The sequence below is a fragment of the Ramlibacter albus genome (assembly GCF_014297445.1).
Classification (GTDB): Bacteria; Pseudomonadota; Gammaproteobacteria; order Burkholderiales; family Burkholderiaceae_C; genus Ramlibacter; species Ramlibacter albus.
Map to the genome: position 1 here is coordinate 60,899 of NZ_JACORU010000006.1, position 12,003 is coordinate 72,901.

General features: G+C 69.3%; 19 protein-coding genes. 10 read left to right on the top strand and 9 right to left on the bottom strand.

Annotated features, from left to right (window positions below; all coding sequences use genetic code 11):
- Positions 1-133 precede the first annotated feature (133 nt).
- The 3 genes from H8R02_RS16775 to H8R02_RS16785 are packed head-to-tail and all read left to right on the top strand — an operon-like array spanning position 134 to position 962.
- A complete protein-coding gene (locus tag H8R02_RS16775; protein WP_187082605.1) occupies positions 134-319 on the top strand; it encodes a hypothetical protein in 186 nt (61 codons plus the stop codon).
- Entirely contained in the window at positions 316-495 is a 180-nt protein-coding gene (locus H8R02_RS16780; protein WP_187082606.1) for a hypothetical protein, read from the top strand. The genes H8R02_RS16775 and H8R02_RS16780 overlap by 4 nt, the downstream gene beginning before the upstream one ends.
- Positions 496-515: 20 nt before the next feature.
- A complete protein-coding gene (locus tag H8R02_RS16785) occupies positions 516-962 on the top strand; it encodes an NUDIX hydrolase (RefSeq protein WP_222622521.1) in 447 nt (148 codons plus the stop codon).
- Here H8R02_RS16785 and H8R02_RS16790 read toward each other — a convergent pair.
- From H8R02_RS16790 to H8R02_RS16800, 3 genes are all read right to left on the bottom strand, one after another.
- Positions 889-1,305 carry an alpha/beta hydrolase family protein gene (locus H8R02_RS16790; protein ID WP_187082925.1) on the bottom strand — a complete coding sequence of 139 codons (417 nt, stop codon included), beginning with the start codon at positions 1,303-1,305 and terminating at the stop codon, positions 889-891. The two genes, H8R02_RS16785 and H8R02_RS16790, sit on opposite strands and share 74 nt — an antisense overlap.
- Positions 1,293-2,615 (bottom strand): TolB family protein, encoded by a 1,323-nt coding sequence (locus tag H8R02_RS30470; protein ID WP_187082608.1) that lies wholly within the window; start codon positions 2,613-2,615, stop codon positions 1,293-1,295. The genes H8R02_RS16790 and H8R02_RS30470 overlap by 13 nt, the downstream gene beginning before the upstream one ends.
- 81 nt (positions 2,616-2,696) lie before the next feature.
- Positions 2,697-3,023 carry a hypothetical protein gene (locus H8R02_RS16800; protein ID WP_187082609.1) on the bottom strand — a complete coding sequence of 109 codons (327 nt, stop codon included), beginning with the start codon at positions 3,021-3,023 and terminating at the stop codon, positions 2,697-2,699.
- A gap of 174 nt (positions 3,024-3,197) precedes the next feature.
- On the opposite strand from H8R02_RS16800, the gene H8R02_RS16805 reads away from it, so the two are divergent.
- On the top strand, positions 3,198-3,992 hold the full coding sequence (locus tag H8R02_RS16805) for an SDR family oxidoreductase (RefSeq protein ID WP_187082610.1): 795 nt from the start codon (positions 3,198-3,200) through the stop codon (positions 3,990-3,992).
- Here the strand turns inward: H8R02_RS16805 and H8R02_RS16810 are convergent.
- Complete coding sequence (locus tag H8R02_RS16810; protein WP_187082611.1) at positions 3,981-4,115, bottom strand: DUF3096 domain-containing protein; 135 nt, start codon at positions 4,113-4,115, stop codon at positions 3,981-3,983. The two genes, H8R02_RS16805 and H8R02_RS16810, sit on opposite strands and share 12 nt — an antisense overlap.
- 181 nt (positions 4,116-4,296) lie before the next feature.
- On the opposite strand from H8R02_RS16810, the gene H8R02_RS16815 reads away from it, so the two are divergent.
- From H8R02_RS16815 to H8R02_RS16840, 6 genes are read left to right on the top strand one after another with little or no spacing between them, the layout of a single operon-like run.
- Positions 4,297-4,539: a hypothetical protein gene (locus H8R02_RS16815; protein ID WP_187082612.1), complete on the top strand. Its 243-nt coding sequence runs from the start codon at positions 4,297-4,299 to the stop codon at positions 4,537-4,539.
- Positions 4,536-4,970, top strand: a complete 435-nt coding sequence (locus H8R02_RS16820; RefSeq protein WP_187082613.1) for a putative toxin-antitoxin system toxin component, PIN family — start codon at positions 4,536-4,538, stop codon at positions 4,968-4,970. The genes H8R02_RS16815 and H8R02_RS16820 overlap by 4 nt, the downstream gene beginning before the upstream one ends.
- A 10-nt stretch (positions 4,971-4,980) precedes the next feature.
- Positions 4,981-6,045: an ankyrin repeat domain-containing protein gene (locus H8R02_RS16825; protein ID WP_187082614.1), complete on the top strand. Its 1,065-nt coding sequence runs from the start codon at positions 4,981-4,983 to the stop codon at positions 6,043-6,045.
- 7 nt (positions 6,046-6,052) lie between these two features.
- Positions 6,053-6,574 (top strand): GNAT family N-acetyltransferase, encoded by a 522-nt coding sequence (locus H8R02_RS16830; RefSeq protein WP_187082615.1) that lies wholly within the window; start codon positions 6,053-6,055, stop codon positions 6,572-6,574.
- 7 nt (positions 6,575-6,581) lie between these two features.
- Entirely contained in the window at positions 6,582-7,535 is a 954-nt protein-coding gene (locus tag H8R02_RS16835) for a Bug family tripartite tricarboxylate transporter substrate binding protein (RefSeq protein ID WP_187082616.1), read from the top strand.
- Complete coding sequence (locus H8R02_RS16840) at positions 7,532-8,596, top strand: NAD/NADP octopine/nopaline dehydrogenase family protein (protein ID WP_187082617.1); 1,065 nt, start codon at positions 7,532-7,534, stop codon at positions 8,594-8,596. The genes H8R02_RS16835 and H8R02_RS16840 overlap by 4 nt, the downstream gene beginning before the upstream one ends.
- A gap of 3 nt (positions 8,597-8,599) precedes the next feature.
- On the opposite strand, the gene H8R02_RS16845 is transcribed toward H8R02_RS16840, so the two are convergent.
- From H8R02_RS16845 to H8R02_RS16865, 5 genes are all read right to left on the bottom strand, one after another.
- Positions 8,600-9,007: a YXWGXW repeat-containing protein gene (locus H8R02_RS16845; RefSeq protein WP_187082618.1), complete on the bottom strand. Its 408-nt coding sequence runs from the start codon at positions 9,005-9,007 to the stop codon at positions 8,600-8,602.
- A 19-nt stretch (positions 9,008-9,026) separates the two neighbouring features.
- The gene (locus H8R02_RS16850) at positions 9,027-9,305 is read right to left on the bottom strand and encodes a hypothetical protein (RefSeq protein ID WP_187082619.1); all 279 of its coding nucleotides are present in this window, start codon (positions 9,303-9,305) and stop codon (positions 9,027-9,029) included.
- A gap of 51 nt (positions 9,306-9,356) precedes the next feature.
- Positions 9,357-9,830, bottom strand: a complete 474-nt coding sequence (locus H8R02_RS16855) for a hypothetical protein (RefSeq protein ID WP_187082620.1) — start codon at positions 9,828-9,830, stop codon at positions 9,357-9,359.
- A 76-nt stretch (positions 9,831-9,906) separates the two neighbouring features.
- Positions 9,907-10,389 (bottom strand): tetratricopeptide repeat protein, encoded by a 483-nt coding sequence (locus H8R02_RS16860; RefSeq protein WP_187082621.1) that lies wholly within the window; start codon positions 10,387-10,389, stop codon positions 9,907-9,909.
- Positions 10,386-11,975 (bottom strand): tetratricopeptide repeat protein, encoded by a 1,590-nt coding sequence (locus H8R02_RS16865; RefSeq protein WP_187082622.1) that lies wholly within the window; start codon positions 11,973-11,975, stop codon positions 10,386-10,388. Before H8R02_RS16865 ends, H8R02_RS16860 begins: the two co-directional genes overlap by 4 nt.
- Between the last annotated feature and the right edge of the window lie 28 nt (positions 11,976-12,003).

A 12,003-nucleotide genomic window follows, 5' to 3' on the forward strand; every position in this document is an offset into this window, starting at 1 on the left:
GTTCCGCGCCGTGCGCGGTTACAGGTTTTTTCCTACGCGGCCATCAGCGGCTCTGCATGGCAGAGGTACGCCCGGGCGACCACAATCACTGCATGTGCGCTGGACGCACTTTCAGTCTTGCAGGGAAGAAGCAATGAGCAGCGGAAACGACCACGAGAAGGAGCACGCGCAGCAGCAGCAGCAGCCGCAGGGCGACGGCTCCGACAACGGCCATTCGGGGGAAGGCGCGGCCAGCGCGCTCGCCCACATGAAGTCGCAGACCAAGCAGCATCGCCGCCAGATCGGCGAAGACGACTCGTCCGCGAACGTCAGCAAATGAGCACCACCACCCCCGGCGGCGACGCCACGCCCGCCCCCACCGAGCCGCCCGCCGGCTCCGGCGAGGGCGCCCAGACGGCGCTGCTCGCGCTCATCCGCAAGCGCAAGCAGCAGGCCGACTACGAAGACGAAACGCTGCCGCTGCTCAAGCCGCGGCAACCCCCCGGGGGCCAGTGAGGCAGAGCGCAGGCCTGTTGATGTTCCGCCGGCGCGATGGCGCGCTCGAAGTCCTGCTCGCGCACCCGGGCGGCCCGTTCTGGGCCAGGAAGGACGACGGCGCGTGGGCGCTGCCCAAGGGCGAATACGACGACCAGGAAGAAGCGCTCGCCGCCGCGCAGCGCGAGTTCACCGAGGAGACCGGCTTCACCGCGCAGGGCCCGTTCATCTCGCTGGGCGAGGTGCGCCAGCGCAGCGGCAAGCGCGTGAAGGCCTGGGCTTTCGAGGGCGATTGCGACCCCGCGCAGCTGCGCAGCAACGAGTTCGAGATGGAGTGGCCGCCCCACTCGGGCCGCATGAAAAGCTTTCCCGAGATCGACAAGCTGGCGTGGTACGGCGCGCGCGAGGCGCGCCTCAAGCTGCTGCCTTCTCAGCTGCCTTTCCTCGAGCGGCTGGAGCAGGGGCTGGCCGCCGGCAGTGGCGGTTGATCCAGTCCACGATGCGCCGCGCCGCGTCCTCGCGCACCGACGGCGCGCCCTGCCCGAGGAAGTGGTGGTCTTCGCCGGGGTACAGCAGCATCTCGGTCGGCGTCGTGCCGGCGCGCATCATGCTCACGAACATCTCCTCGGTCTGGCACTTGGGGCAGCGCTCGTCCTCCTTGCCTTGCAGGTAGAGCGTGGGGGTCTTCGCGCGCTCGACGTACTGCATGGGTGACAGCTTGCGTGCCAGCTCGCGGTCGAACTCTTGCTTGCCGCCCATGGAGCGGGGGTCCGCGTAGTAGCCGCCGTCGGACGTGCCGTAGTGCGTCTCGATGTTGCTCACCGGTGCCATGACGACCGCCGCCTTGAAGAGGTCGGTGTGCCCGATCGCCCAGCCCCGTTGAGCAGCGGCATCGGGCCTTGCGCGCCCTCCTCGTGCAGCAGCCAGCCCTGGATGGTTTCGGTGCCGCCCTTGCCGTCGGGTACCTGGAACTCGCGCGCCTTCATCTCCAGGCGCGGGCGGTCGTCCCACCACGGGTTGAGGTTGCTCACTCGGCGCTCGCCGCTACCGTCGGCCTTGCAGCAATGCAGCTCGCTGGGCGCGACGGGCGTGTCCCCCGTGAAGGCGAAGTGGGTGCCGGTGAGGCCGAGCGCGCCGAGCTGGCGGTCGGCGCGGTTCAGCACCGTGATCTCGCCGCCCGGCACGCTGATCTTCGCGATCTCGTGGCGGCCGCGGTGCACGCGACCGAAGATGAGCGACTGCGAGTCCGCGGCCCAGTGCGCCGTGTCAGGCGCCGAGAGCAGCGCCGAATCGTCACCCAGCTGCGTGACCTCGCCGGTGGCGAACTCCAGCAGCCACAGGTAGCTCAGGGCGTCGCCCTCGTCCTCGGAGCCCGAGAACAGGATCCAGCGGCCGTCCGGCGACCACAGCGGCTGCATGACCATCGAGAACTCGCGCGTGAGCTGGCGCGCATTGCCGCCGCCCGCGTCGCAGACCCACAGGTCGGTGGCATGGGAGAAGCGGCCCTCGCGAGTGCGCACGAAGGCGATGTGCTTGCCGTTGGGTGAGGGGTCGAACGCGAGCACGTCGAACGGGCCGTCGGTGAGCTGCTTTGCCTGGCCGCTGGCGGCGTCCATGCAGAAGAGATGGATCTCGCGCGCGAGCATGTAGCCCAGGCCGTCGCTCTTGTACGGCAGCTTCCACGCGACTTCCGGTGCCTTGGGGCCACGCGGCTTCGGGTTCTGCCCGCGCTGCCCGCGCCAGTCCGGGTCCACGTGGCAGGGCTTGCCGAAGTAGAGGTGGCGGCCATCGGGGGACCAGCGGGGCGAAGCGGGCGCGCCATCGAGCTGGCCCACCTGGCGCGCCTCGCCGCCGGCTTCGTCCAGCACGTAGAGCTGCACGCTGCCGCCGCGGTCGGACGTGAATGCCAGGCGCTGGCCGTCCGGCGACCAGCGCGGCATGTTGTCGGTGCCGGGGCCCTGGGTCAGCTGGCGCGGCGGCGAGCCGTCCAAGGGGAAGGCCCAGATACAGGAGGTGTACTTGTCGTTCTCGCGGTCGACCGAACGCACGGTGCAAGCGGCGACTTCCTTGCCGCGGACGGTGTGGAGCTCGGTGATGCGCTTGTGGAGGTAGAGGTCGTCGACGGAGAAGGCTTGGGGCATGGCACCATGCTGGCGCGGCGCGCACGCTCGGGCTTGTAGGCGCCCGGCGACTTGTTCCCGGCGCCTGCTCCTATGCCGCGCTCAACCGCGCGCGGCGACCCGGTCCCACGCCGCGCGAATGGCCGTGCGGGCTTCGTCCAGCGTCAGGCGCGAGTCGCCCTTGATGCGGCACCAGTTGGCCAGCAGCGACTTCTCCGCGTCCTCGAACGGGCAGCGGTATTGCGCATAGCCGATGTAGCCGACGCAGTACGCCGGCGCGTAGTCTTCGTAGGTGAGCTCGGGGCGGAAATACTGCTCGCGCTCGTGCGCCGTTTCCCAGTACAGGTCCTGCTCGCGCGGGTCTACGAAGGTCTCCACGGCGAAAGCGTCCTCTGCGTCGAGGTTCCAGGCGTCTTGTTCCTTGGCCATCTAGTTTTCTCCAGGCGATCTTGGTTGCTTGCTTGGGATGAATGGTCGCCTGCGGCCGTCTCCTCGACCGTAGGCAGCCGCTGGCAGGCGGTGTCGGAGGCGGCACGGGTGTCGCGTCGGCGGCTTCGGCTCTGCGGCTCTTTCGCCATACTTGCCCCGAACAGGAGCAGCGACATGGAAATCCGTGGAAAAGTGGCCATCGTCACCGGCGGCGCCAGCGGCATCGGCGCAGGGGCGGCTCGTCGGTTCGCGGCCGAAGGCGCCAAGGGCGTCGCGGTGGCGGACCTCAACCTCGAGCGGGCGCAGGAAGTGGCGAAGTCGATCGGCGCCAACGCCATCGCCGTGAAGTGCGACGTGAGCCGCGAGGCCGACATCCAGAACCTCGTCGCCGAGACGCGCAAGCGCTTCGGGCAGGTCGACATATATTTCTCCAACGCGGGCATCCTCGGCCGCATGGGCGGCGTGGAGCTGGAAGACGCGCTGTGGCAGAAGATGTGGGAGGTGCACGGCATGGCCCACGTCTGGGCGGCGCGCGCCGTCATGCCCGAGATGGTGGAGCGCGGCGAAGGCTACTTCATCGTCACCGCTTCGGCGGCAGGCCTGCTGAACATCGTGGAGACCGCGCCCTACGGCGTGACCAAGCATGCGGCCGTGGCGATCGCCGAGTGGCTGCGCATCGCGTACGGCCGCCGCGGCGTGCGCGTGTCGTGCCTGTGCCCGCAGTCCGTGGCCACCGACATGACGAAGGACGGCACCGGCTCCGCGGGCCTGGACGGCGTGCTCACGCCCGAGCAGGTCGCCGAGGACATCGTGCGCGTGATGCGCGAGGAGAGCTTCCTCGTGCTGCCGCATCCGGAGGTGGCGCAATACCATCGCAACAAGGGCCAGGACTACGACCGCTGGCTGGGTGGCATGCAGAAGCTGTATGCGCAGCACATGGGCGCGCCGAAGAAGCCGCTACCTCAGTAGGCGCGTCGCGCCGTCGAGGATCAGGTACAGCGCCACGATGTAGTTGAGCAGGCGCGGCATCACGAGGATGAGCACGCCGGCCACGATGGCGGCGATGGGGCCGATGTGGGCGAGGTAAGGCATGGTGCGGGGCTCCCTGTGTTCTGTGCCGCCGCAGTGTCCGCGCACCGCGGGCTGCGCCGCGTCGGACGAAAGCTGATGCCGATCAGCGGCGGCTGGAAGGTCCGACTTCCTGCGTCCCGGCAATGAGGGACAATCGAGCCAAGCTTGAATTCTCCCGAGGATTTCAATGACGTCCGTGCAAGTGAAACTCGACCTGCCAGACCGCCTGGCGCGCGAAGCGCAGGCGGCGGGTTTGCTCACGCCCAAGGCACTGCGCGAGATGCTCAAGGAGGCCGTGCAACGCCGCGCAGCACAGGCCTTGCTGGCTGGAGCGAGCCGTGGCAGCGCCGCTGGTGGAAGGCCCCTGTCCCTGAAGGACATCCAGGCCGAAGTGAACGCAGTGCGCCGCGAACGGCGCTCCAAGAGCAGTTCCGCCGCTGAATGACGCGCCCGCCGCGGTGGGTTGTCGATACCAACGTACTCGTCTCGGCGTTCCTGTGGCGCGGGACGCCCGCACGGGTCATCGAGCTGGCTGCCGATAGCGCCATCGAACTGGTCACGAGCAGAGCGCTTCTCGACGAGTTGGCGGCAACGCTGGCGAAGGACAAGCTGGCGAAGTACGTTGCCGCTACCGGGTTGTCAGCGGCTCAAATGACTTCGAACTATCGGCGCATTGCCACAATCGTCACGGCTCGCAAGCTGGAACGACAGGTATCCCGGGATGCCGATGACTATGCCGTCCTTGCTTGCGCTGCTGCGGGTCCCGTCGACCTCATCGTCACTGGAGACGAAGATCTCCTGTCCCTGCGGACCTTCAGCAACATCCCCATCAGCACCGTGGCGCACGCGGTCAGGCCGTTCAAGGACCACGCCTAGAATCCGCCCCGTGCGAAGACTGCTTGCCCTCGCCCTGCTCCTGCTCGCCGCCTGCGGCGACAGCATGAGCCCGCTGCACGTCGCCGTGCTCAATGGCGACACCGCCACCGTCCGCAAGTGGATCGCGGAGAAGCGCAACCTCGACGTCACCTACGACGAAAAGAGCCGCGGCCTGGAGGGCAACTACGCGCGGCGGGTGCGGATCACGCCGCTGATGGTGGCCGCCGGGATGGGCCAACTGGAGATGGTGAAGCTGCTCGCCGAGGGCGGCGCGAACATCTACGCCGAATCCAACACGCAGCTGCCGGGTGAGCCGCGCACCGCCTTCGACGATGCCGTGGACGCCGGCCGCACCGACATCGCCCGCTACCTGTGGGAGCGCTCGGACCGCGCGCGGCTGGGCGCGCGGCTGGAGCGGCAAATCACCGCGGCGTGCCGCACGCACTGCAACACCGCGTCAGGAAGCGACGCCAATGCCAACCTCGTTCTCTTCCTGCTGTCGCTCGCCAACGAGACGCAGCGTGGGCGTGCGATCGGCAACGCCCTGTGCACCGTCGACCCCGCTTCGCCGCAGGCGCGCTTCGTCGCGGAGCACGTGAAGCCCTTCCCGAAGGGCACGCTGCAGTGCGTGGCGTTCGACGGCACCGCCCGCGCGGTGCGCACGCAGGCGCAGCGCGAGGCGATGATCGAATGGCAGATCGCGCAAGGGGCCGACCTGGACCACGTCGGCATCGGCTACACGCCGCTCATGGGCGCGGCGAGCACGCAGGACCTGCCGATGCTGCGGTACCTGCTCTCGCGCGGTGCCAAGCCGAACCAGCCCAACGAGCATGGCCTCACCGCCATCGGCGCGGCGGTCGGCAGCTGCGTGATGGGCGGGCCCGACGCCGAGACCGAGAAGCGCATGCAGCCGCAGGTGGACGTCGTCGAGGAACTGCTGCGCGCGGGTGCCGACACGCGCATCTACACGCCGGAGCTGGTGCGCAAGAACATCCCGCTGCTGCCGCAATGCTGCAACCGCCAGCCGCGCCCGCGGGCGCAGGACCGCATCTGCGAGGTGTTCGGGATGCGATGATCCGGGGATGGACCCGAAGTACCTCGCACCCCGCGTGCTCGAGACCGATCGGCTCGTGCTGCGCCCGTTCACCCTCGCCGACCACGCCGACTACGCACGCATCACCTCCGACCCGGACGTCATGCGCTACATGGGCACCGGCATCGCCTATACGCCGGACATCGCCTGGCGCGCAATCGCGTCGGTGCTGGGCCACTGGGAGCTGCTCGGTTACGGCCTCTGGGCGGTGACACTCAAGGAGACCGGCGCCCTGATCGGCCATGCCGGGTTCCTCGACCCGTACGGCTGGCCGGGCTTCGAGCTTGCCTACATGATCGACAAGCCGTACTGGGGCCAAGGCTACGCGCAGGAAGCCACGCGGGCCGCGCTGAAGGTGGCGCGCGAGACGCTGCGCAAGGAACGCATCATCAGCCTGGTGCGGCCCGCCAACGAGCCATCGAGGAAGCTCGCCCTGCGGCTGGGGGCCGTGCAGGAAGGCACCGTCTCGCTCATGGGCAGCGACGCGGACCTGTTCGTCCATCGCGTATAAACCTCGCATGAAGAAACATCTCCTGGGACTCGCGCTGGCGACGGCCGCCGCCGTGTCGGCCCACGCCCAAACCACCACCCGCATCGTCGTGCCCTTCGCCCCCGGCGGCGCGCAGGACGTGATCGGCCGCTTCCTCGCCGAGAAGCTGGCGCCCAAACTGGGCAACACGGTCATCGTCGAGAACAAGGCCGGCGCCGGCGGCGTGATCGCCGCGGACGCGGTTGCCAAGGCCGCGCCGGACGGCCACACGATCCTGCTGGCCACCGGCGGCGCGATCTCCATCGCCCCGCACCTGAACGCCAAGCTGCCCTACGACGCCCGCAAGGACTTCGCCTCGGTGGCGATGGTGGCCGACACGCCGATGACGCTGGGCGTGCGCACGCAAAGCCCGTTCAAGACGGTGGCGGACGTGCTGAAGGAAGCCAAGGCCAACCCCGGCAAGGTGAGCTATGCCTCGACCGGCAATGGCACCATCTCGCACCTCACGGGCGAGCTGCTCGCGCAGACGGCGGGCGTGCAGCTGCTGCACGTGCCGTATCGGGGCGCAGCGCCCGCGGTGACGGACTTGCTTGGCGGCCAAGTCGCGATGATCGTGACGAGCTCCGCCTCCATCGACCCGATGGTGGAAGACGGCCGCGCGCGCGTGCTCGCCACTTTCACCAAGGGCAAGCTCGCCAACCTGAAGAACCCGCCGACGATGGCCGAGGCCACCGGCTTCAAGGGCCTGGAAGTGCCGGTGTGGGTCGGCCTGCTCGTGCCGTCGAAGACGCCGGCCGCCATGGTGGAGAAGCTCTCCGCCGCGATCAACGAGGTGTGCAAGTCGCCCGAGACGGCGCAGCGCTTCGCGGGGCTTGGCGCCACGGTGTCGTGCGGCAACAGCAAGGAGCTGGACCGCGTGATCGCGGAGGACTACGACCGGTGGGGCAAGGTGATCAAGCAAGGCGGGATCAAGGGCGAATGAAGATCGGCATCGCAGGAAGCGGCGGCATCGGCTACGCGTCGGCCGCGTGGCTCGCGCACGGCGGGCACGAAGTCCGGATCTGGTCGCCTCGCAACGACAGCGCGGCGGCGTTGCGCGACGCGCCGCTGCAGTGCGAAGGCGTGCTGCAGGCACAGGTGACGGTGCGCGTGGCGCCGACCGCGGCTGCGCTCGTGGACGGCGCCGACGTGCTGATCGTCGCCGTGCCGGTGAACGGCCACAAGGCGGTGATGGACGCGCTGCTGCCGCACCTTGCGAGCGGGCAGACGGTGATCGTGAGCTCTGTGGCGTCGCTGTCGGCGCTGTACCTGTTCGAGCAGGCGCGTGCACGCGGCGTCGACATCACCGTGGCGGGGATGGGCACGACCGCACTCACGGCGCGCCGCAGCGGCCCGGCGCAGGTGAAGGTCATGACGCGGCGCACCGAGCTGGGCGTCTCCACATTGCCGCTTTCGCGCGCGGACGCGGCGATGGAAACCGTGCGTTCGCTGTTCGGCGACGTGTTCGTGCCGGAGGCCAACTGCCTCGCGAGCACGCTGGTCAACATCAACCCCGTGGCGCATGGCCCGCTGGCCCTCTTCAACTGGACGCGCATCGAGCGCGCCGAGAACTGGCCGCAGTACCACTACATGACGCCGACGGTCGCCCGCGTCATCGAGCAGCTCGACGCGGAACGCAAGGCGCTCGCGGCCGCGTTCGGCCTGCAGGTGCGCAGCATCGAGGCGCATTTCGCGAAGTCGTTCGGCACCACGTCGGCAACGCTGGCCGACATCGCGGCCGAGCTGCACGCGAAACGGGGCGGCCCGCCCGGGCCCACCGACACCGGTACGCGCTTCCTTGCGGAAGACGTGCCCTTCGGCCTCGTCTTCAACCTGGCGCTCGGCGCATGCGCCGGCGTGGCGATGCCGGCGACGCGCAGCATCGTGGAGATGGCGTGCCTCGTCACCGGCCGCGACTACGCCGCAGAGAACGACCTCGTCGCGCCGCTGCGCATCGACGGCGCGACGCCGCAGGCCCTGCTCGCGCGCGTCAACGCGCGCTGAGCGTCACTTGTGCTGGTTGCCCGCCACCTTGTGGCCGGGCTCCACCCAGTCGCCGCCGGTGAGCTGCCACTTGCCGTCGGCGCGCTGCGTCCACTGGTGCTGGCGGTACTCCTTGCCTTCCTGCTTGAGCACCCATTCGCCGCCCTTCCACTGGTAGCGGCCGTCCTTCCAGGCGTAGTAGCCCTGCGACCACACGTAGCCTTCGGCCGGCGGCGGCTTGGCTTCCCAGCTGCCCGAGGGCGGTGGAACATCGGTCACCACCTCGGCGGCCGGTTTCGGGGCAGCGGTTTTCGCCGCCACCTTCTTGTCCTTGGTGGCGGCGTACGCGCCGGGGGCCAGCAGTGCCGCGCAGACGCCCAGCAGCACGGCCACAGCCGTCTTCTTCATCGAAGGCTCCTTGATCTCGTCCATGAGCCAAGGGTCGCCAAGCTCACCCGCGGTTGTGCATCGGACGTTGCGCGGTGGTGGTGTCGGACTTCTCCTGCAAGCTTTCCGTCTTCTTGAGCCCGCGGATGTTCATCAGCGCCAGCACCACCTGCAGAACCACAAGTGCGTACGCGTGCTGAGGCCAGCCCCATGCCACCCAGAGCACGTTGCTGGCAAGGAAGACCCAGAAGCCGATGTTGCGCTTGTGCGCGTTGTTGGAAGCCACGAGCCAGGCAGCGAGCACGCTCGCGAGCATCGCGGGCCATTGGAGAAGGTCGAGCATCGGCGCAGCATCGCCCGCGCTGGGCGGCTGCGAGGCAGGAATGCGCCGCCGTCAGTAGTAGGGCGTCGTCGGCACGTAGTCGGGCACGCCCACCACGCCGATGTCCGACGCCAGCGTCGCGTTGAACGCCCGCGCGGCGTTGCCGAACACGCCGTCGCCCTCGAGGTTGGGCAGGATGCGCGCGACGTTGACGATCACCTGCGCGCGGTCGTTGGGGAAAGCCGAGAAGAACACGCCGAGCGCCGTTTCCAGCAGCGAGTAACTCACCGACGGCGTCGAGCCGCCGAGCGTGCCGGCACTCACGCCGATGTTCGCCAGCACGGTGCGCGCGAGCGTGGCCCCGTCGATGGCGGCCACGCCGCCCGCGATGAGGCCGCTGACGCCGCCCATGCCGGTGCCATCCAGCAGCGACGTCGCGCCGCTGTAGGTACCGGTGGTTGGCCGCGTGCCGTACACCGCGCGGTAGACGCCCAGGTACGTCAGCGAGTCGGGCCGGGACAACGCGAAGAAATCGGTATCCGCCATGACCGCACCTCCTTGATGACAGGCCAAGCCGCAAGATAGACCTCGCGGCACGCCCCTGCCAAGCCCAGGGTTACGACTAGGGTTTCTTGCGCGCCTTGTACGCGGCGACGGACTTCTCCAGGTCGCGCAGTTCCTCGCAAGGCAGCAGGCAGATCTGCTTGAGGGCCGCCACGTGTTTTTCGGCCGAGGCAAGGTCGTCGACAAGCAGGTACGCCTCGCCGATGTACTCGTGGGCGCCGCGGTGGCGCGGGTCGTTCGCCAGCGCGGTCTTGTAGTGCTTGAACGCGGCGTCGAACTGCCTGAGCTGCCGGTACGCGTAGCCCAGCGAGTTGTGCAGGTCCGCGTTGTCCGGGAAGCGGCGCTCGGCGCGGTGCAGGCGCGCCACGGCCTCTTTCCAGTCGCGCCGGTCGTGCGCGGCGCGCGCGGCGACGTAGTCGACGTCGGTCCCGAGCGCCTGCGACGGCTCGCTGTCGACGGCGAGCGCCGGCCACGGCGCCGCGGCGACGAGCAAGGCGACGGCGAGCCGCCTTGCCTGCGATACGACGTCCGGCAGCCTCACTTGCGCGCGACGAACTGGCGCGCCTCCGCCAGCTCCGGACGCGGTGCGCCGCCGTCGCCGGCCAGCGCGACCATCTTCGCGTAGTAGTCCGCCGCCTTGGCGGTGTTGCCGGCCGCCGTCGCAGCGCGTGCAGCGCCCAGGTAGCCGCGGAAGCGGTTGGGCTCGCGCACGTGCGAGGCTTCGAACGCGGCCAGCGCGTCGGCCGGGCGGTTCACCAGCATGAGCATCTCGCCGAGCAGCTCGCGCGCGGGCACCACGCGCCCGGGCGTGACGATGTGCTTCTCGTTCCTGTCCTCGAGGTCGGCGGCGGCGCGCATGAACTTGAGTGCATCGTCCGTGTTGCCCTTGGCATGGGCGATCCAGCCCGCCGCCGCGAGCCGCTGGATCTCCACCTCGGTGGCCCAGTAGTTGTTCTTCGCGTCCTGCAGCTGCTTGTGGAGCACCGCGAGGTTCTCGGCATCGATCTCCGCCTGCGCGACCGCGCCGCTGCGCGCGGCGCCAAGCGCCCGCGCGAACACGGTGATGGCATCGGCGAACGGGAAGCGCGACTTCTCCACCGGCAGCTTCGCGGCGGCCGCCCAGTCGCCGCGCTCCAGCGCCATGCGAGCCGGCATCGCGGCGGCGGCGTAAGGCGCCGTGGGCCGCTGCGGAGTGAAGTTCTTCACCTTGAACGCGGCATCCACCGCCGCCTCGGCCTGCGCGTCGCGCGCCTGCTGCAGGTAGGCGTACACCATGTAGTCCGCGGCGTGCCAGGCGTCGTCGAAGTCGTTGCTCACGAGCGCCGTGTCGAACGAGCGCTTGTTGGTGGCGGCCGACTCCGCCCAGTAGCCCACGCGCGTGAAGATGTGCGAGGGCATGTGCAGCGCATGCGGCGCGGCCGGCGCGATGGCCGAGTAGCGCTTCGCCGCGTCCAGGCCCTTCATGGCGATCGGCGGCGCGTCGTAGCTGTGGATCAGGTAGTGCGCCACGCCCGGGTGCTGCGGGTGGCGCGGGAACAGCTTCTCGAGCGAGCCGGCCGCCTTGAGGTAGGACCCGTACGTCTGGTCGGACTGCTGCTGCGTGCCGGCCATGTACAGCGCGGCGAAGATCTGCGCCTCGTCGTCCTTCGGGTACTTCGCAGCGAGCGCCTGGTACGCGTCCGAACGGCTTTGCTGCCGCGACGACTCGGGGCGGTCGCCGAAGTCCTTGTAGTAGGCGGCCACCGCCTCGAGGTATTCGCGCTCGCGGCTCGTGCTGCGCTTGCTCTTGCGGCCCTGCTCGATGATCGCCATGGCCTCTTCGGCCGCCTTGGGCGTGGCGCCGGCGCCCGCGAGCGGGTTGTTCATCAGCAGCGAGGCGGCGCCCCACGCTGCGGGCACGCAGTTCGGGTCTTTCTGCAGGACGGCCTTGAAGGTGTCCAGCCCTTCGCCGTACCAGAACGAATGCAGCATGGCCACGCCGCGCTGCAGGTCCTTCTGCACCTGCTTGCTGCAGGAGTTGGAAAACTTCACCTTGCCGAGGACGCCCTTGCCGTCGTCGTCGTGGGCGTAGGTGATGGAGGAACTCGCGGCCGCGGCCGCGATGAGAACAACGGCTACACGATGCATGGATCACCCCTTGCCGGCCGTTCGAGGG

What these genes read in the sequence shown, in the direction of transcription:
- H8R02_RS16775 (WP_187082605.1), top strand. Translation starts at nt 134, where the DNA reads ATGAGCAGCGGAAACGACCACGAGAAGGAGCACGCGCAGCAGCAGCAG.
- H8R02_RS16780 (WP_187082606.1), top strand. Translation starts at nt 316, where the DNA reads ATGAGCACCACCACCCCCGGCGGCGACGCCACGCCCGCCCCCACCGAG.
- H8R02_RS16785 (WP_222622521.1), top strand. Translation starts at nt 516, where the DNA reads ATGTTCCGCCGGCGCGATGGCGCGCTCGAAGTCCTGCTCGCGCACCCG.
- H8R02_RS16790 (WP_187082925.1), bottom strand. Translation starts at nt 1,305, where the DNA reads ATGGCACCGGTGAGCAACATCGAGACGCACTACGGCACGTCCGACGGC.
- H8R02_RS30470 (WP_187082608.1), bottom strand. Translation starts at nt 2,615, where the DNA reads ATGCCCCAAGCCTTCTCCGTCGACGACCTCTACCTCCACAAGCGCATC.
- H8R02_RS16800 (WP_187082609.1), bottom strand. Translation starts at nt 3,023, where the DNA reads ATGGCCAAGGAACAAGACGCCTGGAACCTCGACGCAGAGGACGCTTTC.
- H8R02_RS16805 (WP_187082610.1), top strand. Translation starts at nt 3,198, where the DNA reads ATGGAAATCCGTGGAAAAGTGGCCATCGTCACCGGCGGCGCCAGCGGC.
- H8R02_RS16810 (WP_187082611.1), bottom strand. Translation starts at nt 4,115, where the DNA reads ATGCCTTACCTCGCCCACATCGGCCCCATCGCCGCCATCGTGGCCGGC.
- H8R02_RS16820 (WP_187082613.1), top strand. Translation starts at nt 4,536, where the DNA reads ATGACGCGCCCGCCGCGGTGGGTTGTCGATACCAACGTACTCGTCTCG.
- H8R02_RS16830 (WP_187082615.1), top strand. Translation starts at nt 6,053, where the DNA reads ATGGACCCGAAGTACCTCGCACCCCGCGTGCTCGAGACCGATCGGCTC.
- H8R02_RS16835 (WP_187082616.1), top strand. Translation starts at nt 6,582, where the DNA reads ATGAAGAAACATCTCCTGGGACTCGCGCTGGCGACGGCCGCCGCCGTG.
- H8R02_RS16840 (WP_187082617.1), top strand. Translation starts at nt 7,532, where the DNA reads ATGAAGATCGGCATCGCAGGAAGCGGCGGCATCGGCTACGCGTCGGCC.
- H8R02_RS16845 (WP_187082618.1), bottom strand. Translation starts at nt 9,007, where the DNA reads ATGGACGAGATCAAGGAGCCTTCGATGAAGAAGACGGCTGTGGCCGTG.
- H8R02_RS16850 (WP_187082619.1), bottom strand. Translation starts at nt 9,305, where the DNA reads ATGCTCGACCTTCTCCAATGGCCCGCGATGCTCGCGAGCGTGCTCGCT.
- H8R02_RS16855 (WP_187082620.1), bottom strand. Translation starts at nt 9,830, where the DNA reads ATGGCGGATACCGATTTCTTCGCGTTGTCCCGGCCCGACTCGCTGACG.
- H8R02_RS16865 (WP_187082622.1), bottom strand. Translation starts at nt 11,975, where the DNA reads ATGCATCGTGTAGCCGTTGTTCTCATCGCGGCCGCGGCCGCGAGTTCC.